Source organism: Achromobacter sp. ISS7, assembly GCF_056523125.1.
Genome location: NZ_JAWRZD010000001.1, coordinates 1,116,471 through 1,136,426, shown reverse-complemented (window position 1 = coordinate 1,136,426; position 19,956 = coordinate 1,116,471). Strand labels below are relative to the sequence as shown.

Genomic DNA, 19,956 nt, shown 5'->3' with positions numbered 1-19,956 from the left:
CAAAGAAAGGAATCGTTGATCGACGGATCAGCTTTTTTTCCCAGTGCGATACAGACGGCAACAAAAGCATGGGACCGGCGAGCCGGTCCCATGCCGCATGCAACGCGCCGGCCGAGGCTCGCGCCGCGGCCGGCTGGCGACGATCAGGCGCCGATCTTGACGCCGGTGAGGTAGCCGACCGACGCGCCGAAGCCGTCCTTGTAGTTGGCCTTGACCAGCGGTTCCAGGATCGGGCGCACCGTGTTGAACACCGCGTTCTGCGGCGTGCCCCAGTCGGCGGCGTGCTGGAAGTTGCTGGTGATGTAGGTCCAGCCGTTGAGCTCGTCCACGGCCTGCAGGCCGGTCGATTCGGCCGCCACCGGGCACGACAGCAGGCGCGACAGCTGCTTGGTGTCGACGTTGTAGGCCCACAGGAAGTTGTTGACGTGGCCGCCGCTGTCCTCGCCCACGAACAGCGTGCGCAGCTTCTCCGAGAACTTGAGGTTGTCGGGGTTGGAGATCTTGTCGGCGTTGTGGGTGTTGCCCAGCGCGTCGACCGGCGAGATCGGCGCGCCGACCAGTTCGGCCACGGCGGCCATGTCGACCGGCACCCATTCGCTGTCGATGGCCTGGCCGGTGGTGTCGACCTGGCCCGACTTCAGGTGCAGCTGGTACACCGCGCCGGCCGAGTTGGCCTGCACCTGCATACCGGGCACGGTGCCGTCGATCATCGACTTCTCGATGCGCGACATGGCGCTGTAGGCGATCTTGTCCTTGACGTTGACGGTGGTGCCTTCCATCTTGGTGAAGCCCAGCGAGCCGCCGACCAGCGCGGCATAGCGGTGGGTTTCCAGGAACGCGGCGGCCTGGCGGCGGCCCGGCAGCAGCTTGACCCAATTGTTGCCGCCGTTGTAGCGGATCTTGGTGAAGTTGATGTCGGCCGGATCGGCGGTGCGCACGTCCATGATGTCGGCGGCGGTCAGCTGGTCGGCCAGTTCCTTCACTTCCGCGCTGGTGGCGTGGCCCAGCTTGATCCAGGTCAGGGTGGCCGCGCCCGGGCCGGTGCCCGAGGTCTGGGCCCACTTGGCCACGTACAGCGTGCCGGACGACAGGTCGGCCTTGCGGTCGGCCACGAACATGAACAGGCCGCCGTTGGTGGCGTCGTCGCCCATCAGCGCGGTGCGCTGGTCGGGCATGATCTGGACCAGCTCGTGCGAGATGCGGCCCATGCAATAGTGTTTCTTGATGCTGCCCGTGCCGTCCGGGTTGACCGTCACTTCGGGCATGTGGCCGTAGTGGTACGGGTTGGCGCGGTTGGGATCGCCGAACAGGTTCTGGCTGTAGGCCTGGAACTGCGCGTCGGTGCGGGCCACGGTGGCGTCGGGTTCGTACTCTTCGCTGGACAGGTGGGTATTCCACGGCGACAGGCTGGCGCCACAGGTGATCCACAGGCCATTGACCGGCGAGGTGTCGACGTTGCTGTACTTGACCAGGCTGAGCTGGCCGGTGGCCGGGTCCTGCGCCAGCGTCAGCACGGCGATCGGCGACGGCAGGCGGCCGTACATGTCGGCGCCGGACTGGTCCATCGACTGGTATTCGAACTGCACCACGGCGAACAGCGTATTGCCGTTGACGCCGGCCACCTTGGGCGCCTCCAGCTTCAGCAGCGACATGCCGTCCGGACAGTTCGAGAAGAACTGACGCACCTTGGCGGGCACCGAGTTGTCCATGATGGGCGCGCCGCTGTTATTGAAATACGCGCCGGCGATGATGGTGCCGCCCTTGCCGTCCGGCACGGCGTCGCCGGTCATGAAGAACGGCTGGTAGCCCAGTTCGACCTTGCGGGTCGAACCGTCGCTGAACGTCAGCACCATGGACGAGCCAACCGTGGTGCGGGCCATCAATTCGGGGGTGGCCAGCGAGGGCGCGGCCATCGAGGTGAACGACGCCGACTTGAACGTCACGCCCGGCGCCGGGCTGCCAGGCGAATCGTCATCGTCGTCACTCGAATTACAGCCCGTCAACAGCGCGGCCATGCTGACGCCGCCCAGCGGCAGCATCGGCGCGCCGCCAAGCATTTTCAGAAGGCGGCGGCGGTTGGCGTGAGTGGTGTCTTGCATCGTGGTTTCCTGTGGGATGGGATCGATGCCGCGACGCATGGCCGCAGCGTGCACGCATGCTAGAGAGACGCCATGTAAGGTTGATGACAGCGCAACGTTGGATTTTTGAAAGCACGGGGCCGGCTTATCGCGGGACTGTCATGATGGGCTGCTAGAGTCGGGCGCATCTTCGTCGTGCTGCTTGCCGCACGGCTTGCCACACTGTTCGCCGCGCTTGCCCGCCGCGCTTTTCCGTTTGATCTTCATGCCCCTGTCCTTGCGCCTGTCCCCGCCCGCGGCCCCCGCCGTGTTCCGTGTCGTTGCCGTGCTGGCGTTGGCGGCCGGGCTGGGCGTCTGGGGCGCCGTGCTGCTCGCGCCCAAGCCCCCCGCCCTGCCCGCCGCCGTGTCCGCGCCGGCCCCGCGCACGGCCGACAACATGCCGGTGGCGCTGTGGTTCGGCCGCGATGAAGTGCTGCGCACGCAGATCAGCGTGCTCGGCGTGATCGCCGCCGGCACCGACGGCGCCGCGGTGTTCAGCGTCGACGGCGGCCCGCCCGTGGCCTGGCGCGTCGGCGACGAAGTCGCGCCCGGCATCGTGCTCAAGGACGTCGGCGCCGACGCCGTCACGGTCGAGCAAGGCGGCCGCCCCAGCCGGCTGGCCACGCCCGCCTCGCCGGCGCCGGAAGGCGGCATCGCCAGCGCCGCCAAGTGATCCGGCGCACCTCATATTGCTGTCATATTTCATGTCCACAATCGCACGCTTCTCACTGAAATATCGGAGTCGTGAAGTGCGCCAGTCATCGCGTGGGCTCGCCCGCCAGCAAGGTTTCACCCTGATCGAGATCATGGTGGTCATCGTGATCATGGGGATTCTTGCGGCCCTGATCGTGCCGCGCGTGCTGGACCGTCCCGACCAGGCCCGCCAGGTCGCGGCGCGCCAGGACATCGCCGGCATCATGCAGGCGCTCAAGCTGTACCGACTGGACAACGGCCGCTATCCGACCACCGCGCAGGGCCTGCGCGCGCTGGTGGAAAAGCCGGAAGGCGCGTCCAACTGGCGCGGCTACCTGGACAAGCTGCCCAATGACCCCTGGGGCCATCCGTATCAATACCTGAGCCCCGGCGTCAAAGGCGACATCGATGTGTTCTCGTTCGGCGCCGACAACAAGCCCGGCGGAGAAGGCGGCGATGCCGACATCGGTTCGTGGGAACTCTGAGCGCGGTTTCACGCTAGTCGAAGTCCTGGTGGTGCTGGTGATCGTCGCCATCGCCGCCAGCATGGTGAGCCTGTCCATCGGCAAGCGCGCCGACCCGCTGCGCGAGGACGCGCAGCGCCTGGTCGACGCCTTCACCGTGGCCGAAGGCGAAGCCCGCAGCGATGGCCGGTCGATCCGCTGGCTGCCCGCCGGCGGCGGCTGGTCGTTCGAGCGCCAGGGCCGTTCCGACGCGCCCACCGCGCAGGACGACGCGCCCCTGCCGGTCGACAAGCTCGAGCGCGACGAGGCCCTGCGCCCGCAGGCCTGGCTGGCCCGTCAGGTGCAGCTGCGGCTGTCGCCCGACCGTCCGCTGGTCTTCAGCACCGAATGGGTGGCCGACCCGTTCAGCGTGCAGCTGCGCGCGGGCGACTCGCTCGTGACGGTGACACGCGACGCCGCCGGACGCTATGACATCCGCTGAATTTCCTCCCGCGCGCCCTTCGCGGCGCCAACGCCAGCGCGGCTTCACCCTGATCGAGGTGCTGGTGGCGCTGGCCATCATCGCCGTGGCGATGGGCGCGGCCCTGCGCGCCACCGGCGTCATGGCCGCCAACAACCGCGCGCTGCAGGACAAGACGCTGGCGCTGCTGGCCGCGCAGAACGCGCTGACCCAACTGCGGCTGGAGCAGACCCTGCCGCGCGCCGGTTCGCAGACCGTCGCCTGTCCGCAGGGCGGCCTGGCGCTGCAATGCGAACTGGTGTTCACCAATTCCCTGAACCGCAGCTTCCGCCAGGTCTCGGTCAAGGTCCGCGACGCGGGCAATGGCGCGGCCCTGCTGCAACTGGACGGCCTGCTGTCGAGCCTGCGATGACCTGCCGCCGCCCCCACGCCCGCGCCCAGGCGGGCTTCACCCTGATCGAAGTGCTGGTGGCGCTGGCGCTGATGGCGCTCGTCAGCCTGATGGCCTGGCGCGGCCTGGACAGCGTCTCCAGCGCGCGCGACTGGATCGCGCGGCAGTCCGACGACACCGACGCCATCGTCCGCACGCTGGGGCAGATGGGACGCGATGTCGAACTGGCCTACAACGGTCCGTCGTTCGCTGCGCCCGGCATCGATACCCAGGTCTTCACGACCGGCGTGCGCCTCTTGCGCGGCGCCGCCGGCGCGCAGGTGCTGGAGATCCTGCGGCCCGATCCGGACGGCGACGGCCGCTGGCAACGGGTGCAATGGTCGGTGCGCAAGGACGGCTTGTGGCGCGCCAGCGGCGTACCCGCCGAACAGGGCCCGCTGCCGCCGGTGGGCGATGGCGTGCTGTTGTTGCCGGGCGTGCGCGACCTGACCCTGCGCGGCTGGGTGACGGGCGCGGGTTGGATGGACACCCGCTCGCCCTTCTCCGCCACGCCCAGCGGCATCGAGATCACGCTCGACCGCGGCCCGGCCGGCGACGTGCGGCGCTACAGCCGCATCCTGGAGCTGCCATGAACACGACCCTGCCGCGCGAGCGCGGCGCCGCCGTCGTCAGCGCGCTGATCATCGTCGCCATCGTCGCGGCGCTGACCACCAGCCTGTTCCAGCGCCAGACCGCCAGCACCCGCCGCATCGAGAACGAGATGGCGCGGGTGCAGGCCCGCATGCTGCTGGCCGGCGGCATCGACTGGGCCCGCCTGGTGGTGCGCGACCACGGCAAGCGCGAATCGACCACCCGCGGCGACCAGATCTGGGCCACGCCGGTGCTCGACACCCGCATCGAGCGCCCCGGCGACGACCGGGTCGCGGTGTTCTCCGGCAAGGTGCAGGACGAACAGGGCAAGTACAACCTGACCAATCTGGCCAGCAACGGCGTGCCGCAACCGGAGCAGGAACAGGTGCTGCGGCGGCTGCTGGGCGCCCTGCGCCTGCCCGACACGCTGGCCGGCCGCATCATCGAGATCATCGCCGCCAGCCAGCCTCCGGCGCCCGCCGCCAACGCGCCCACGCCGGCCCAGGGCGGCCAGGCGCCGCAGGCGCGCGCGCCGCTGCCGCGCGGCATCGACGACGTGGCGGCGCTGCTGGGGCTGGAGCCGGCCGTGCGCGGCGAACTGCGGCGCACGATGACGGTGCTGCCCACCGCCACCAACGTCAACGTCAATACCGCGCCGCCCGAGGTCATCGCCGCGCTGGTCGCGGGCCTGTCGCTCAGCCAGGCCCGCGCCATCACCGGCGAACGCGACCGCGGCAACTGGTTCAACAACAGCGGCGACTTCGCCAACCGGCTGGCCGCCACCGGCGTCAAGACGCCCGCGCCCGCCGTCAGCACGACCAGCGGCTGGTTCCTGGCCAGCGGCGCGGTCGTTTACGAACGGGCCCGGGTCTCGATGCAGGCGCTGATACGCAGCGCGCCGCCCGCCGCGCCCGACACTATCTGGACGAGAGAAACCCCTTGAAGAATTCCTTGCGCATCGCGCTGGCCCCGCTCGCCGAACTCGGCCCGGGCTCGCTGCTGCCCTTTGCCTGGTTCGACCGCCGCGGCCGCTGCGCGCGCCAGGGCGAGCTGACCCTGCACGCCCTGGGCCAGGCCTATCCGCAGGCCGCCTGCGAGGCCGTGCTGCATCCCGCCGACGTCATCGCCGCCACGATCCAGGTGCCGGCCGTGGCCAAGGCGCGCTTCGCCGCCGCCGTGCGCGGCGCGCTGGAGCCGCTGGTGCTGAGCGACCTGGACGACCTGGCCATCGGCCACGGCCCGCGCGACGCCGACGGCAACGTGGCGCTGGCCTGGGCGCCGCGCGAACCAGTGCGCCGCGCTTGGAGCCTGCTGAACGCGCAGGGCCTGCGCGCCCACGCCCTGATCGCGCCGCAGACGCTGGCGCCGGACGACACCGCGCCGCTGTGCGATCCGGCCGATCCGCGCTGGCTGGCACCGTCGCCGCCGTGGTCGCTGGCGATGCCGCAGCTGGCGCCGGCGCGCGTGTCGCGCTGGCGGCCGGTATGGCGCTGGAGCGCGGTCGCGGCCGTGGTCTGGATCGGCGGCCTGAACCTGCATGCGGCGCAACTGCGCGGCGAGGCGCAGTCGCTGCGCGACGGCATGCGCCGCCAGGTGCTGGCGGCGTTTCCCGAACTGCCGGTGGTGCTGGACCCCGCGCGCCAGGCGCAGCAAGGCCTGGACGCGCTGCAGAACCGCCGCGGCGCCGCCAACGCCGGCGACTTCCTGCCGCTGGCGCGCGCCGCCGCGCAGACCCTGCCATTCGCCGCCGACAACGTCGCCCGCCTGTCCTATGCCGACCAGGCGCTGACCCTGCAACTGGCCGATGCCGGCGCCCAGGCCCAGCGCGTGGCCGAGACGCCCGCGCTGATCCAGCAGGCCGCCTCGCAGGGCCTGAAGCTGGAACGCGGCGACACCGACAACACCTGGCGCATCACGCGCAGCCAACCATGAAGCCCATTGAACGCCTGAGCGCCGCCTGGCGCGCCGCCCTCAAACCCCTGGCCCCCGCTGCCGACCGCGCGCGCCAGCGCTACCAGGCCCTGGCGCCGCGCGAACGGCGGCTGGTCAACGGCGCCGGCGCCCTGCTGGGCGCGGTGCTGGTCTTCACGCTGCTGATCGAGCCCGCGCTGGACTCGGTGCGCAAGCTGCGCGAGGAACTGCCGCGCCTGCGCGGCCAGGCCGCCGCCGTGGCGGACATCACCACGCAGGCCATGGCCCTGCGCGGCAAGGCCGCCGCGCCCGCCGCCGCCCTGCCGGCCGCCGCCGACATCGGCGCCAGCCTGGAACGCGCGGGCCTGCCGGCCGACCACTGGAAGCTGGAGCATCCGGGCCAGGGCGACAGCGTCACGCTGGCCGTAACCGAAGTGCCCTCATCGGCGCTGTTGCGCTGGCTCGAGAACGCCGCCGGCGACTGGGGCCTGGCGGTCAGGCAGGTCGAGCTGACCCGCGCCGCCAACGTCAATGGACGGCCCTTGCCCGGCCTGGTCAACGGCAGCATCAAGCTGGCCCTGCCGGCGCCGCAGGCCCGTTCCTGATGCGTCTGCCTCGCTTGCCCAAGCGCACCGGCCTGGCGCTGGCCTGCGCCGCCTGCGCGCTCGCGGCCGCGGCCGCCGTGCTGCCGGCCCGCTGGCTGCTGGCCTTCCTGCCGGCCGACGCGCCGGTGGCGCTGGCCGACGCCGCCGGCACGGTCTGGAACGGCAGCGCCTGGCTCGCGCTCGGTCCGCCCGGCGCGCGCCGCATGCTGCCGCAGGCCCTGCACTGGCAGTGGCGCTGGTCGTCAATGACGCTGGAGGTATCGCATCCCTGGCTGCGCGGCCCGGTGCGCGCCGGCCTGGGCTGGGATGGCCTGTCGCTGTCGGCGCAATCGCTGCGGGTGCCCGCCACGGTGCTGCCGGCGCTGGGCGCGCCCTGGAACACGCTGGCGCCCGAGGGCGCGCTGGAAATCAGCTGGCAGTCGCTGAAGCTGGGCGGCGCCCTGCCCGACGCACCGCTGGCCGAACTGCGCTGGCGCGACGCCGCCACCGCCCTGTCGCCGGTGGCGCCGGTCGGCACCTACGTGCTGCGGGTGCGCGGCAACGGCCGCGCCGGCGCCACGCTGGCGCTCAGCACCGAGAGCGGTCCGCTGGCGGTCACCGGCCAGGGCAGCGTCAACACACGCGGCGTGCGCTTCCAGGGCCAGGCAACCTTCGCGGCCAGCGCCAGCGAGGCCGACCGCACCGCCCTCGACGGCCTGATGTCGACCCTGGGCCGGCGCAACGACGACGTGGTGGTCTTCGGCACCGGCAAGTAGCGCCGGGCCGGCGTCCTGTTGCACGCCGGCCACGAACCCGTCATTGCCAGACTGATTCACAGGCATCGACGCCCCCCCGTGGCGCCGTCGATGCCTCCCCCCGCCTCCGTCATGCGAAGCGCCGCCGCGCGGCGGCCGTCTCGCGGACACGCCTGCGTGATCTCGGACTCTCTCTCGATTGACGCAAAAATTCATAAAACATAACGTTTTGAATGATTTTTGCAGCCGTCGTTGTCCGCCCTTTCCCCATGTCGTATTCCCCCGCGCGCCCCTTGCGCATCACGTTGCGCCACCCGTCCTCCCGCTGCCCCGGGGCGACGGCGCGCGGCCGCGCGGTGGCCGGTTCCTGTCTCAACTGAGCGCGCCACCACGGCTGGGGCCAGCCGCCCCGGCCGTGGCCGCTCCCTCCTGGAACCCGCCCACCCGATGCCCTCCGCCATGTCTTCCGTCTTCCCTTCCCGCACGCCCCTCCGACTCGCCGTGCTAGCCGCGGCGCTGGTCGCCGCCTGGGCCGCGCCGGCGCCAAGCCGGGCGGCCGCCGACGCCGTCGCGCCCACCCTGGCCCCGATCACCGTCATCGACCGTTCCAACCAGGCCTCGACGCGACCCGGCGCCCTGCGCGACGAACTCGTCAAGACCGAATCCATCAGCGAACGCGCCATCGCCAAGGCCGGCGCCACCAACGTCAACGAAGCGCTCGACAAGAACCCCGGCATCGCCGTGCAGGTGGAATGCCCGATCTGCAACGTGCGCAACATCGTGCTGAACAACCTGCCCGGCCGCTACACCACGCTGATGATCGACGGCGTGCCGATCTTCTCCTCGGTGTCCTCGGCCTACGGGCTGGACAGCGTCAGCGTCTATGGCGTCGAACGCATCGACGTGGCGCGCGGCGCCGGCGCCAGCCTGATCGCCCCCGAAGCCCTGTCCGGCTCGGTCAACATCGTCACCAAGCGCCCCACCGAAGACGAAAACCGCATCCGCGCGCAAATCGGCAGTTACGGCTCGCGCCAGGGCGACGCCTACCTGGCGCGAACCTTCGACGGCGGCGCCATCACCGCGACGCTGAACTACAACAAGCACGACTCCGTCGACGCCGACCACAACGGCATCTCCGAATACACCGGCTACGATCGCCGCCTGGGCGGCATCGGCTTCTTCCTGGACGACGCCGGCGGCTTCAAGGTGCGGGGCCGGCTCGACGTGGTCAACGAAAAGCGCGGCGGCGGCGCGCTGGGCACCGACTATTCGGCCATCAAGCACAGCACCACGGGCAATCCCTTCGACTGGCGCGGCGGCGTGCACGGCTCGCCGGACCGCGACGGTTGGGTCAAGCCATCGGACGGCAGCATCGAGTCGTACGACAAGGGTCCCGGCGGCGACCGCGGCGGCCGCGGCGGCATGTCCGAGATCATCTTCACCGACCGCGTGCAGTTCATATCCACCGGCGAAAAGCGCTTCGGCGACAGCCTGCTGCGGCTGGCCGTGGGCGCGGCCGAGCACAAACAGGACAGCTTCTACGAACTGGCCACCTACATCGCCCGCCAGAAGCAGTACTACGCCGAGGCCAGTTGGCAGACACCCATCGCGGGCTGGCTGACCACCCTGGGCACCAACTTCCGCTACGAAGACCTGAGAAGCCACGGCAGCCAGGAAGACGGCACCCCGGTAAGCGGCGTCGACAACTACACCTATCGCACTCCAGCCCTGTTCGTGCAGGCCTACCGCGCCTTCCTGGACGATGCGCTCGAGATCAACGGTTCGGTGCGCTACGACCGCCACAACGTCTTCGGCGGCATCACCTCGCCGCGCCTGAACGCGCTCTATCACCACACCGAACAGCTCTCGAGCCGCTTCAGCGTCGGCAAGGGGTTCCGCGCGCCCACCAGCTTCTTCGAGCAGGAACACGGCATCCTCAACACGGCCCGCATCGACCGCCAGATCAGCAAGCCCGAGGAATCGCTCAATGCCAGCTATGCGCTCAACTACGCCGACGACCGACTGGCGGTGACGGGTTCGTACAACTACAACCACATCAAGAACGTCGCTATGCTCGATCCGGACGAAGACGCTGGCATCACGGTGTTCTCCAGCGCCCGCCAGCCGGTCATCGTGCAAGGCGTGGATCTGACCACGTCCTACCTGCTGACCCCGGCCCTGAGCGTGATGGCCGCCGTCGAGGGCTTCAGTTACCGCTTCCCGGCCAAGGCGCTAGCCTTCGCGCGCCCCAACGCCAAGGCCTACCTCGGCCTGGACTACGACCGCGGCGCTTTCGACTTCAACGCCAAGCTGGTCTGGACCGGTCCGATGAACCTGCGCAAATTCCACGACGACGGCTCCGGCCAGCAGAACCGCTACAACCTGGACGGCACGCCCAAGCGCGAGAAGAGCCCTGGCTTCTTCACCCTTGACCTGCGCGGCGAATACGCGGTCAACAAGCGCTTCTCGCTGTATGCCGGCGTCGACAACCTGTTCGATTACAAGCAGACCGACACGGAAAGCCCGCTGTTCGTCAACGGCGATGGCGAATTCGACGTGATACATCTGTGGGGTCCCAGCCGCGGGCGCTACTTGTACGCCGGCGCCAAACTGAGCTTCTGATGCGCCGCCTCCTGCTGCGGACCTGCCTGGCGCTGTGCGTGGCGCCGACGCTCGCCGGTGCCCAGCCGCGGCCGGCCTCGCGCCCGCCCGCGGGGCAGGCCTGGGACTTCTCCCTGCCCACGCTGGACGGCAGCCGCTTCGTGCGGCTGTCGGCGCTGAACGGGCCGGTACTGGTCAATTTCTGGAGCCGTGACTGCCCGCCATGCGTCACCGAGCTGCCGCGGCTGCAGCGCTTCGCCGATGCCCATCCGGCGTGGACGGTGCTGCTGGTCAGCACCGACACCCCGGCCGCCGCCACCGAATTCGTGCAGCGCTACGGCGTCCGCCTGCCAGTGTTGCGTCCGGGCGGCAATGTCGGCGCCCTGATGCGCGCCGCCGGCAACCGGGGCGGCGCCCTGCCCTTCACGGTGGCGACCCGGTTGGCCCGCATCTGCGAAGGGCAGCTCGGCGCGTTGTCCAGCGCGGACCTGCGACGCATCGCCGGCGCCTGCGCGACGGCGCCGGGCAAGCCAGACGCCGCCACGCCCTGAGCCGCCTGTCGTGGCAGGCCCCCGGCGAGCATTCGCAACGCTGAGAGGCGCTCATCTGGGTACTCACCTTCGGGCAGGCCGGCAATCGGGCGCCAGGCTTCGTTCAGTGTGAACAGTCCCTAGGCGTCGCGCGTCACCCGCAGGATTTCCTCCGGCGAGGTCTCGCCGCTTTCGACCCAGCGCGCGCCGTCCTCGCGCATGCTGAGCATGCCGGCGGCGCTGGCCGCGCGGCGCAGTTCGCGCTCGTCGCTGCCTTCGTGGATCAGGCGGCGCGCCTCGTCGTCCACGGTGAACAGTTCATGGATGCCGGAACGGCCGGCATAGCCGGTGTAGTTGCAGGCCTCGCAGCCGACCGGCTGGAACACCCGCGCGCCGTCCTGCATCGACGGCTTCTTGCAGGCCGGGCACAGCTTGCGCACCAGCCGCTGCGCCAGCACGCCCAGCAGCGACGAGGACAGCAGGAACGGCTCGACCCCCATGTCGGTCAGGCGCGTCACCGCCGACACCGCGTCGTTGGTGTGCAGCGTGGCCAGCACCAGGTGGCCGGTCAGCGACGCCTGCACCGCGATCTGCGCCGTCTCCAGGTCGCGGATTTCACCGATCATGATGACGTCCGGGTCCTGGCGCAGGATGGCGCGCAGCGCCAGCGCGAAGCTCATGTCGATCTTGGCGTTGACCTGGGTCTGGCTGATGCCCGCCAGGTCGTACTCGATCGGATCCTCCACCGTCAGGATATTGCTGGTGGACGCGTCCAGCCGGCTCAGCGCCGCGTACAGCGTGGTGGTCTTGCCGCTGCCGGTGGGGCCGGTCACCAGCACGATGCCGTGCGGCTGGCGGATCAGCCGGTCCAGCTGCCGCAACACGCCGGGCGCCATGCCCAGCTTCTCCAGCTGCAGGCGGCCGGCTTCCTTGTCCAGCAGGCGCAGCACCGCGCGCTCGCCATGCCCGGTGGGCAGCGTCGAGACGCGCACGTCGATCGGCCGGCCGCCGACCCGCAGCGCGATGCGGCCATCCTGCGGCAGGCGCTTTTCGGCGATATCCAGGTGCGCCATGATCTTGATGCGCGAGATCAGCGCCGCGTGCAACGCCTTGCGCGGCGAGACCACGTCGCGCAGCGTGCCGTCGACCCGGTAGCGCACCACCGAATGGGTCTCGAACGGCTCGATGTGGATATCGCTGGCGCCGTCGCGCGCCGCCTGCGCGAACAGCGCGTTGATCATGCGGATCACCGGCGCGTCGTCCTGCGCGTCCAGCAGGTCGGCCACCTCGGGCATGTCCTGCAGCAGGCGGTCCAGATCGATCTCGTTCTCGGCCACGCCCATCACCGAGGCGGCGTCCTCGGCGTGGCTGTAGGCGGCCGCCAGCAACGTTTCCAGCGCCTCGTCGTCGACCCGCGCCACGGCGATATCGCCATGGCAGCGCTGGATCTCGCGCACCGCCCACTCGGGCGTGCGCGGACTGACCGTCAACTGCGCATGGCCGGCGCGCAGCGACAGCACCGCCCGCTGCGCGCGCGCCCAGGCATAGGGCAAGGGATGCGCGCTCATAGGTGCGAGACCAGTTCGCCCTTGAAGCCCAGTTCCTTGAGCAGCGCCGTCGCGGTGGAGATGGTGCCGGGGTCCTTGGACACCTGGCTGCGCACCACGTAGCCCATGCCGCCCGGCCCCGTCTGCACGTAGGCCTGCAGGCCGCTGGCCTGCACCCGCTGGGCGATGCGGTCGGCCTCGGCGCGCGTCTTGACCGAGGCGAACTGGAGCGTCGCGCTGGTGCTCTCGGCTTCGCCATAGAGCGAGGACGGATCGCGCGCCACGCTCACGTTCAGCGGCAGGTTGGCGCGGATCGGCTGCGCCGGATCGCTGGTCTGGCGCGCCGCCGGATACTGGCGCACCGCGAACGATTCGACCGTCGTGGGCGGCGGACGCCGCATCGTCTCGGCCAGTTGGTCGGGCCGCATGTCGTAGGCGTTGTTGGACACCGACGGCGCCGATCCCGGCGGCGGCAGCATCGGCGCCTGCATGTTCGGCAACAGCCAGTGATCGCCCGGCTGCGCGCTGCCCTGGGCGCGGCGCATGTAGTCGTAGCGGTCCATCGTGACGCTGGCGCTCTGGCGCGCATCGCGCACCACGTAGGGGCGCAGGAACACCATCAGGTTGGTCTTGGTGCGCTTGCGGCTGTCGTACTTGAACAGCGAGCCCAGCACCGGGATCGAGCTCAGGCCCGGCACGTTGTTGGAGGTCAGCGTCACGTTGTCTTCGAGCAGGCCGCCCAGCACGATGATCTGGCCGTCGTCGATCAGCACGCTGGTGTCGATGGCGCGCTTGTTGGTGACGATGCCGGTGGTGGCGGACGAACTGCTTTCGTCGATGCTGCTGACTTCCTGGTAGATGTCGAGCTTGACCGCGCCGCCCTCGGAGATCTGCGGCCGGATGTTCAGCTTCAGGCCGACATCCTCACGCTGAATGGTCTGGAACGGGTTGTTGTTGTTGCCGCCGTTGGTGACGTACTGGCCGGTCACGAACGGCACCGTCTTGCCCACCAGGATGCTGGCCGACTGGTTGTCCAGCGTCAGCAGGTTCGGCGTGGACAGGATGTTGGCTTCGCCGCTGTTCTGCATCGCGCGGGCCAGCACGCCCAGGTTGATGACCTTGTTGCCGAGCACGTCGACCGTGCCTTTGACCACGCCCAGGCTGAGGCCGCCGCCGAGCGCGTCGATCGAGGTCGGCCCCTTGCCCGACAGCCCGCTGCCGCCCAGGTTGGTGCCGCCGATGAAGCTGGTGCCGCCGCTGTTGATGTTGCCCGCGCCGGTCATCCACTGGATGCCGAATTCGGCCGCCGCCTGTTCGCTGACCTCGACGATCAGGCTTTCCACCAGCACCTGCGCGCGGCGCTGGTCGAGCTGGTCGATCACTTCGCGCAGGCTGCGGTATAGCGGTTCGGGCGCCGCGATGATCAGCGAGTTGGTGGCCGGATCCGCCTGGATCGTGGCCCCGCCCGCGGAGTACGACACCGCCTGGTTGCCGGAATCGTCGCGCGCGATGCGGTCCTGGTCGCCGGACAGGCCGCCCTTGGCGTTGCCGCCGGAGCCATTGGACGAATTCGACATGCCCAGGCCGGTATTGGTGTTGCCGGTGGGCGCCTGCGACCGGTTGCCACCGCTCTGCCCGAGGGCGCCGCCCGCGCCGCCGCTGCCACCCGTGGGGCCCGCCCCCGGCGCCGAATTGGCCTGGCCGGTCAGCAGACCGCCCAGCACCTCGGCGATGCGGGTGGCCTGCGCGTTGCGCATGTAGACCACATGCAGGTTGCCGGCGCGGTTCTGCTGCGCGTCTAGCTTGGTGATCAGGTCGCGCGCCAGCCGCGTGCGCGCCGGGCTGCCGGCGCGGATCAACACGCTGTTGCTGCGCGGGTCCGCCACCACCGCGATGCGCTGGGTCGGGTCGCTGCTCTGCGTGTCCAGCAGCTGCGACGCCAGGATGGCGATGTCCGAGGCGATGCCCGAACGCACCGGCACCACATCGGTGTCGATCGAACTGGGCACGTCGATGCGCGCGATCACCGCGGCGATGCGGTCGAGGTTGTCGGCGTAGTCGGTCACCACCAGCGTGTTGTTGCCGGGGTAGGCGTTGATCGGATTGTTCGGCGGCACCATCGGGCGCAGCACCGGCACCAGGTTGGCCGCGTTCTCGTACTTCAGCGGGAACACCCGCGTCAGCATCTCGCCGCTGTTGCCCGAGCCGCCGCGCGCGAACGCCGAGACCGGCACCGGCCCCTTGCCCGCGCCGCTGGCCGCGGGCGCCGGCCGCGGATCGCCCACCACCGCGCTGCCCTGCAGCTTGGCGTCGGCCTCCGGCACCACGCGCGTCACGCCGTCCACATCGACGATCGCGAAGCCTTGCAGGCGCAGCGCGCCGGTCAGCATCGACAGCGCCTGCCCGCTATCGACGGGCCGGTCCGACACCAGCGTGAGCTTGCCCTTCACGCGGGGATCCACCAGGAAATTGCGCTTGGTGAACAACGACAGCGCACGCAGCACGGCGGGGATGTCCGTGTCGACGAAGTTCAGGCTGACGCGATTGTCTGCCTGTTGAGCATAGGCCTGGCTGGCCGCGGGTCCGAGTTGGCTTGCCGCTAGCAAGACCGCAAGGCTGAGTTGCGCGATATGACGCATGACGGGATGTGCCTGAGACGTGAAGTCGTGTGGAAAAACGTGAAAGCGCGTCGGAGTATACGGGGTGACACTGCAACACTACGGTCATAATCCAAAGGCAAGGTGACGGGCTGCAAAGCCTTGATTTACGGGCCTTTCGCGCCCATCGGCGCAAGCCCGCAGCGACCTCTCACCATGCCATCCTTTCGTTACGAAGCGACTGACGCGCTCGGCAAAATCGTGCAGGGCACGATCGACGCCGACAGCGAGCGCGGCGCCCGCAACCAGCTGCGCGGCCGCGGCCTGTTGCCCCTGTCCACCTCTCCCGCCGCGCGCGCCGAAGGCCTGGGCGCTGCCCTGCGCACGCGCCTGTCCGACGCCGACCTGGCCTGGCTCACGCGCCAGCTCGCCAGCCTGCTTGCCGCGCGCCTGCCGCTGGACGCCGCGCTCAGCGCCACGCTCGAACAGGCCGAGAAAAAACACATCGCCGCCACGCTCGAAGGCGTGCGCGACGACGTGCGCGCCGGCCACCGCCTGTCCACCGCGCTGGCCTCGCGCCCACGCGACTTCCCCGAGATCTACCGCGCCCTGATCGGCGCCGGCGAGGAGTCCGGCGACCTGGCGCAGGTCATGGAAAAGCTGGCGGACTACATCGAAGAGCGCAACACCCTGCGCAGCAAGGTCATGACGGCGTTCATCTACCCCGCCGTGGTCGCCTGTGTCTCCGTCATCATCGTGATCTTCCTGCTGGGCTACGTCGTGCCGCAGGTGGTGTCCGCCTTCAATCACGCCAAGCAGCAATTGCCGCTGCTGACGCGCATCATGCTGGGGCTGTCCGACTATGTGCGCGACTGGGGCCTGGCCACCGGCGCCGCCATCGCGCTGGCCATCGTGCTGTGGCGCTATTCCCTGCGCGTGCCCGCCGCCCGCCGCGCCTGGCACGCCCGCGTGCTGCGCCTGCCCCTGGCCGGCCGCTTCGTGCTCGGCGTCAACGCCGCCCGTTTTGCCTCGACGCTGGCCATCCTCTGCGGCAGCGGCGTGGCCCTGCTCACCGCCCTGGACGCCGCCCGCCGCACCCTGGGCAACGACGTCCTGCGCGGCGCCGTCGACGAAGCCGCGGCGCGCGTGCGCGAAGGCGCCTCCCTCTCAACCTCCCTGGCCGCCCAGAAAGCCTTCCCCTCGCTCCTCATCCACCTCATCGCCAGCGGCGAAAAAACCGGCCAGCTCCCCGAACTGCTGGACCGAGGCGCCCAGAACCTGTCCCGCGACCTGGAACGCCGCGCCATGGCCATGACCGCCCTGCTCGAACCCGCCCTGATCCTGCTGATGGGCGGCTTCGTCCTGCTGATCGTGCTGGCCGTGATGATGCCGATCCTGGAAATGAACCAGCTGATCCGCTAGACCCGCAAAAAGAAAAAGGCCCGCGTCCACCCCGCGGGCCTCAAAGAATCAATGGCAAGCGCCAATAGCGCATAGCCCCGCCACGGCTCGGTACGGCTCGGCTCGGCTCGGCTCGGCTCGGCACAAGATGAAATAACAGAAAGAACGCGGAATCTGGAGCGAGGAACGCGGAACGCGGGACGCGGAACGTCAGAGAAATAACCCCCAAAACGCGGCGCCCTCCCCCTCCCCCCTCTCTCCCCCAGCGCGAAGCGACACCCCCCCGACGCCCCACCACCGCGTATGCAAACAGCGGCCGCCCGCGCGGCCACTGTTTGCGGGCCCCGCAAGCCCCCCCCCGCAAGCAACCACCACAGCAACGCATCAATTCTCAAAGGCGCGAGCCCGGCGCGCAGGCGCAGCGGGTGCGGGCGCCGTCGATGCGCCCGAGGGAATCTGAAGGAACAGCCGCAGGCTGTGACGAAGATGACGAAGGGGCAGTCCGGAGCGAACGCTCCGGACCGCAATCGTTGGCGCCCGCACCCGCTGCGCCTGCGCGCCGGGCGCCCCAAGAACAAAACCCCGCCCCAAAAAACTTCGGGGAGACCATAACGATCCCCCCGCCACTCAACCCAAGCGATCCAAGCGCAAATTCAAAGCGCCTCTTCGTCGCTCTCCCCCGTCCGAATCCGGATGGCCTGCTCGACCGGCGTCACAAAGATCTTGCCATCCCCGATCTTGCCGGTACGGGCCGCCTTCACCACCGCCTCGATCGCCGCCTCGACCTGGTCATCCGGCAGCACCACCTCGACGCGGATCTTCGGCAGGAAATCCACCACGTATTCGGCCCCGCGGTACAACTCGGTATGGCCCTTCTGGCGCCCGAACCCCTTCACCTCGGTCACGGTCAGCCCGCTGACGCCGACCTCGGCCAGCGCTTCGCGGACTTCGTCGAGCTTGAAGGGTTTGATGATGGCGGTGACTTGTTTCACGTTGGTCGTCCTGATTGTTCGATCTGTTGCGGCGCCCGAGGTGCATATCGGACCAGGGCGCGATGATTGAGAGAATACCACCGGCGCCCGGCCCGCCAAGCCCGGCCTGACGCCGGCCGGGAAAACCCGCAGGCGGCGGTCAGGCCGGCGGCGCCTCGTCCGGGATCCGGTCGGCGTCGCGCATCCACACCACCGACTCCGAATCGCTCGGCGCGCGCCAGTCGCCGCGCGGCGACAGCGAGCCGCCCGAGCCCACCTTGGGCGCGTTCGGCACGCAGGTGCGCTTGAACTGGCTGAGGCGGAAGAACCGGTCCAGGAAGATTTTCAGGTTGCGCTTGATCGCCGCCAGGTCGTACTGGTTGCGCGCCACGTGGCCGCCTTCCGGCCAGGCGCCGGCATCGCGGTCGCGCCAGGCCGCCAGCGCCAGGAACGCCACCTTGGTTGGCGCGAAGCCGTAGCGCAGCGTGTAGTACAGGTTGAAATCCTGCAGCTCGTAGGGGCCGATGGTGTCTTCGCTCTTCTGCGTCGGCTTGCCATCGTCGCCGCCCGGCACCAGCTCGGGGCTGACGTCGGTGCCCAGCACGTCCAGCAGCACCGCCGCGCCGGCCTCGCCCAGGCGGCCGGACTCGGCCACCCAGCGCACCAGGTGCGTGATCAGGGTCTTGGGCACGCTGGCGTTGACGCTGTAGTGCGACATGTGGTCGCCCACGCCATAGGTGCACCAGCCCAGCGCCAGTTCGCTCAGGTCGCCGGTGCCGATGACGATGGCGTTGTTGAAATTGGCGATGCGGAACAGGTGGTTGGTGCGCTCGCCGGCCTGCACGTTCTCGAAGGTGATGTCGTACACCGGCTTGCCATCGGCATAGGGATGGCCGAGGTCCTTGAGCATCTGCAGGCAGCTCGGGCGGATGTCGACCTCGGAGGCCGTGCAGCCCACCACCGCCATCAGCTGGCGCGCCTGCTGCAGCGTGCGGCTGCTGGTGGCGAAACCCGGCATGGTCACGGCCAGGATATTGGCGCGCGGCAGCCCCAGCGTGTCCATGGCCTGGGCGCAGACCAGCAGCGCGTGGGTCGAATCCAGGCCGCCCGAAATGCCGATGACCACCTTGGACATGCCGCTGGCCGACAGGCGCTGCGCCAGCGCCTGCACCTGGATGTTGTAGACCTCGCGGCAGCGCGCGTCGCGGCGCTGGGCATCGGCCGGCACGTAGGGGAAGCGCGGCACGCGCCGCTCCAGCGGCAGCTCGGCGTCTTCCAGCGGCGCCGCGACCGGCACCAGCACCTGGCGGAACTTGCGCACTTCGTCGCGGTGGCGCCGCGCCGACTGGCCGAAGGTAGTCTGGTGCATGCGCTCGCGCGACAGGCGCTCCAGGTCGACGTCGGAAAACAGCAGGTGCGATTCGTTCAGGAAGCGCTCGGACTCGCCCAGCAGTTCGCCGTTCTCATAGATCAGCGCCTGGCCATCCCAGGCCAGGTCGGTGGACGACTCGCCGCGACCGGCCGAGGTGTACATGTAGGCCGCCAGGCAGCGCGCCGACTGCTGCGCCACCAACTGGTGGCGGTAGGCGGACTTGCCGACCACGATGTTCGAGGCCGACAGGTTCACCAGCACCGTGGCGCCGGCCAGCGCCGCGAACGAGGACGGCGGGATCGGCACCCAGACGTCTTCGCAGATCTCAACGTGGAACTGGAACAGCGGCAGCTTTTCCATCTGGAACAGCAGCTCGGCGCCGAACGGCACGGTCTGCTCCAGCAGGCGGATCTCGGTGGCGACGGCGCAATCGGCCGCGCTGAACTGGCGCGCTTCGTAGAATTCGCCGTAGTTGGGCAGGTAGCTCTTGGGCACCACGCCCAGGATGCGGCCGCCGGCCGCCACCACCGCGCAGTTGTAGAGCTGGTGCGCCACCCGCAGCGGCGCGCCGACGACGACGGCGATGTCCAGCTCGGCCGTGGCGTGCACCACCTGGTCCAGCGCCGCCTCGCAGGCATCCAGCAGGGCCTTCTGGTGGAACAGGTCGTCGCAGGTGTAGGCCGACAGGCCGAGTTCGGGGAACGCCACCAGCACGGCGCCGCCCTGGGCCGCCTGCTGCGCCAGCGCGATGGTCTGCGCGGCGTTGAAGGCCGGATCCGCGACCCGGCATTCGGGCACGCCCACGGCGACCCGGGCGAAGCCGTGGGAATACAGGTTGAAGAACGGGTTCGACATCGGATCCATCGCCTGGGGCGCCTTGATACGGAACTGCACGGAACGGGCCTGTTTCAGGCCGGGACATCCAACCCGGC

General features: G+C 69.8%; 17 protein-coding genes. 12 read left to right on the top strand and 5 right to left on the bottom strand.

Annotated elements, in window-relative coordinates; translation table 11 throughout:
• Positions 1-143: 143 nt before the first annotated feature.
• Entirely contained in the window at positions 144-2,099 is a 1,956-nt protein-coding gene (locus AC1HFW_RS05265) for a PhoX family protein (protein WP_479282142.1), read from the bottom strand.
• Positions 2,100-2,343: 244 nt separating this feature from the next.
• On the opposite strand from AC1HFW_RS05265, the gene AC1HFW_RS05260 reads away from it, so the two are divergent.
• The 11 genes from AC1HFW_RS05260 to AC1HFW_RS05210 all read left to right on the top strand — a co-directional run bounded on the left by AC1HFW_RS05260 (position 2,344) and on the right by AC1HFW_RS05210 (position 11,157).
• Positions 2,344-2,790 (top strand): hypothetical protein, encoded by a 447-nt coding sequence (locus tag AC1HFW_RS05260; protein WP_479282141.1) that lies wholly within the window; start codon positions 2,344-2,346, stop codon positions 2,788-2,790.
• 76 nt (positions 2,791-2,866) lie between these two features.
• Positions 2,867-3,295, top strand: a complete 429-nt coding sequence (gspG, locus tag AC1HFW_RS05255) for a type II secretion system major pseudopilin GspG (protein WP_006394369.1) — start codon at positions 2,867-2,869, stop codon at positions 3,293-3,295.
• A complete protein-coding gene (gene gspH / locus AC1HFW_RS05250) occupies positions 3,267-3,755 on the top strand; it encodes a type II secretion system minor pseudopilin GspH (protein WP_479282140.1) in 489 nt (162 codons plus the stop codon). Before gspG ends, gspH begins: the two co-directional genes overlap by 29 nt.
• Positions 3,742-4,146 (top strand): type II secretion system minor pseudopilin GspI, encoded by a 405-nt coding sequence (gene gspI / locus AC1HFW_RS05245; RefSeq protein WP_479282138.1) that lies wholly within the window; start codon positions 3,742-3,744, stop codon positions 4,144-4,146. The genes gspH and gspI overlap by 14 nt, the downstream gene beginning before the upstream one ends.
• Positions 4,143-4,757 (top strand): prepilin-type N-terminal cleavage/methylation domain-containing protein, encoded by a 615-nt coding sequence (locus AC1HFW_RS05240; protein ID WP_479282136.1) that lies wholly within the window; start codon positions 4,143-4,145, stop codon positions 4,755-4,757. Before gspI ends, AC1HFW_RS05240 begins: the two co-directional genes overlap by 4 nt.
• Positions 4,754-5,698: a type II secretion system minor pseudopilin GspK gene (gene gspK / locus AC1HFW_RS05235; RefSeq protein ID WP_238890769.1), complete on the top strand. Its 945-nt coding sequence runs from the start codon at positions 4,754-4,756 to the stop codon at positions 5,696-5,698. Before AC1HFW_RS05240 ends, gspK begins: the two co-directional genes overlap by 4 nt.
• Positions 5,695-6,687, top strand: a complete 993-nt coding sequence (gspL, locus tag AC1HFW_RS05230; protein WP_479282134.1) for a type II secretion system protein GspL — start codon at positions 5,695-5,697, stop codon at positions 6,685-6,687. Before gspK ends, gspL begins: the two co-directional genes overlap by 4 nt.
• On the top strand, positions 6,684-7,271 hold the full coding sequence (gene gspM / locus AC1HFW_RS05225) for a type II secretion system protein GspM (RefSeq protein ID WP_479282132.1): 588 nt from the start codon (positions 6,684-6,686) through the stop codon (positions 7,269-7,271). Before gspL ends, gspM begins: the two co-directional genes overlap by 4 nt.
• A complete protein-coding gene (gspN, locus tag AC1HFW_RS05220; protein ID WP_479282131.1) occupies positions 7,271-8,026 on the top strand; it encodes a type II secretion system protein N in 756 nt (251 codons plus the stop codon). The genes gspM and gspN overlap by 1 nt, the downstream gene beginning before the upstream one ends.
• Positions 8,027-8,464: 438 nt before the next feature.
• Positions 8,465-10,627 (top strand): TonB-dependent receptor plug domain-containing protein, encoded by a 2,163-nt coding sequence (locus tag AC1HFW_RS05215; protein WP_479282129.1) that lies wholly within the window; start codon positions 8,465-8,467, stop codon positions 10,625-10,627.
• A complete protein-coding gene (locus AC1HFW_RS05210) occupies positions 10,627-11,157 on the top strand; it encodes a TlpA family protein disulfide reductase (protein WP_479282128.1) in 531 nt (176 codons plus the stop codon). Before AC1HFW_RS05215 ends, AC1HFW_RS05210 begins: the two co-directional genes overlap by 1 nt.
• A 119-nt stretch (positions 11,158-11,276) precedes the next feature.
• On the opposite strand, the gene gspE is transcribed toward AC1HFW_RS05210, so the two are convergent.
• Both gspE and gspD read right to left on the bottom strand, forming a co-directional pair.
• On the bottom strand, positions 11,277-12,704 hold the full coding sequence (gene gspE / locus AC1HFW_RS05205; RefSeq protein WP_479282127.1) for a type II secretion system ATPase GspE: 1,428 nt from the start codon (positions 12,702-12,704) through the stop codon (positions 11,277-11,279).
• Complete coding sequence (gene gspD, locus AC1HFW_RS05200; RefSeq protein ID WP_061071578.1) at positions 12,701-15,322, bottom strand: type II secretion system secretin GspD; 2,622 nt, start codon at positions 15,320-15,322, stop codon at positions 12,701-12,703. The genes gspE and gspD overlap by 4 nt, the downstream gene beginning before the upstream one ends.
• 174 nt (positions 15,323-15,496) lie before the next feature.
• On the opposite strand from gspD, the gene gspF reads away from it, so the two are divergent.
• The gene (gene gspF / locus AC1HFW_RS05195) at positions 15,497-16,702 is read left to right on the top strand and encodes a type II secretion system inner membrane protein GspF (protein ID WP_061071579.1); all 1,206 of its coding nucleotides are present in this window, start codon (positions 15,497-15,499) and stop codon (positions 16,700-16,702) included.
• A 632-nt stretch (positions 16,703-17,334) separates the two neighbouring features.
• Here gspF and AC1HFW_RS05190 read toward each other — a convergent pair.
• On the bottom strand, positions 17,335-17,673 hold the full coding sequence (locus AC1HFW_RS05190; protein ID WP_006386376.1) for a P-II family nitrogen regulator: 339 nt from the start codon (positions 17,671-17,673) through the stop codon (positions 17,335-17,337).
• A 139-nt stretch (positions 17,674-17,812) separates the two neighbouring features.
• Positions 17,813-19,879, bottom strand: coding sequence for an NAD(+) synthase (locus tag AC1HFW_RS05185; RefSeq protein WP_479286464.1), 2,067 nt, complete (start codon positions 19,877-19,879; stop codon positions 17,813-17,815).
• Between the last annotated feature and the right edge of the window lie 77 nt (positions 19,880-19,956).

Coding starts and splice junctions, on each gene's coding strand:
- gspD (WP_061071578.1), bottom strand. CDS start 15,322: ATGCGTCATATCGCGCAACTCAGCCTTGCGGTCTTGCTAGCGGCAAGC.
- gspI (WP_479282138.1), top strand. CDS start 3,742: ATGACATCCGCTGAATTTCCTCCCGCGCGCCCTTCGCGGCGCCAACGC.
- gspF (WP_061071579.1), top strand. CDS start 15,497: ATGCCATCCTTTCGTTACGAAGCGACTGACGCGCTCGGCAAAATCGTG.
- AC1HFW_RS05185 (WP_479286464.1), bottom strand. CDS start 19,879: ATGTCGAACCCGTTCTTCAACCTGTATTCCCACGGCTTCGCCCGGGTC.
- gspM (WP_479282132.1), top strand. CDS start 6,684: ATGAAGCCCATTGAACGCCTGAGCGCCGCCTGGCGCGCCGCCCTCAAA.
- AC1HFW_RS05210 (WP_479282128.1), top strand. CDS start 10,627: ATGCGCCGCCTCCTGCTGCGGACCTGCCTGGCGCTGTGCGTGGCGCCG.
- AC1HFW_RS05260 (WP_479282141.1), top strand. CDS start 2,344: ATGCCCCTGTCCTTGCGCCTGTCCCCGCCCGCGGCCCCCGCCGTGTTC.
- AC1HFW_RS05240 (WP_479282136.1), top strand. CDS start 4,143: ATGACCTGCCGCCGCCCCCACGCCCGCGCCCAGGCGGGCTTCACCCTG.
- AC1HFW_RS05215 (WP_479282129.1), top strand. CDS start 8,465: ATGTCTTCCGTCTTCCCTTCCCGCACGCCCCTCCGACTCGCCGTGCTA.
- AC1HFW_RS05265 (WP_479282142.1), bottom strand. CDS start 2,099: ATGCAAGACACCACTCACGCCAACCGCCGCCGCCTTCTGAAAATGCTT.
- gspH (WP_479282140.1), top strand. CDS start 3,267: ATGCCGACATCGGTTCGTGGGAACTCTGAGCGCGGTTTCACGCTAGTC.
- gspE (WP_479282127.1), bottom strand. CDS start 12,704: ATGAGCGCGCATCCCTTGCCCTATGCCTGGGCGCGCGCGCAGCGGGCG.
- gspK (WP_238890769.1), top strand. CDS start 4,754: ATGAACACGACCCTGCCGCGCGAGCGCGGCGCCGCCGTCGTCAGCGCG.
- gspN (WP_479282131.1), top strand. CDS start 7,271: ATGCGTCTGCCTCGCTTGCCCAAGCGCACCGGCCTGGCGCTGGCCTGC.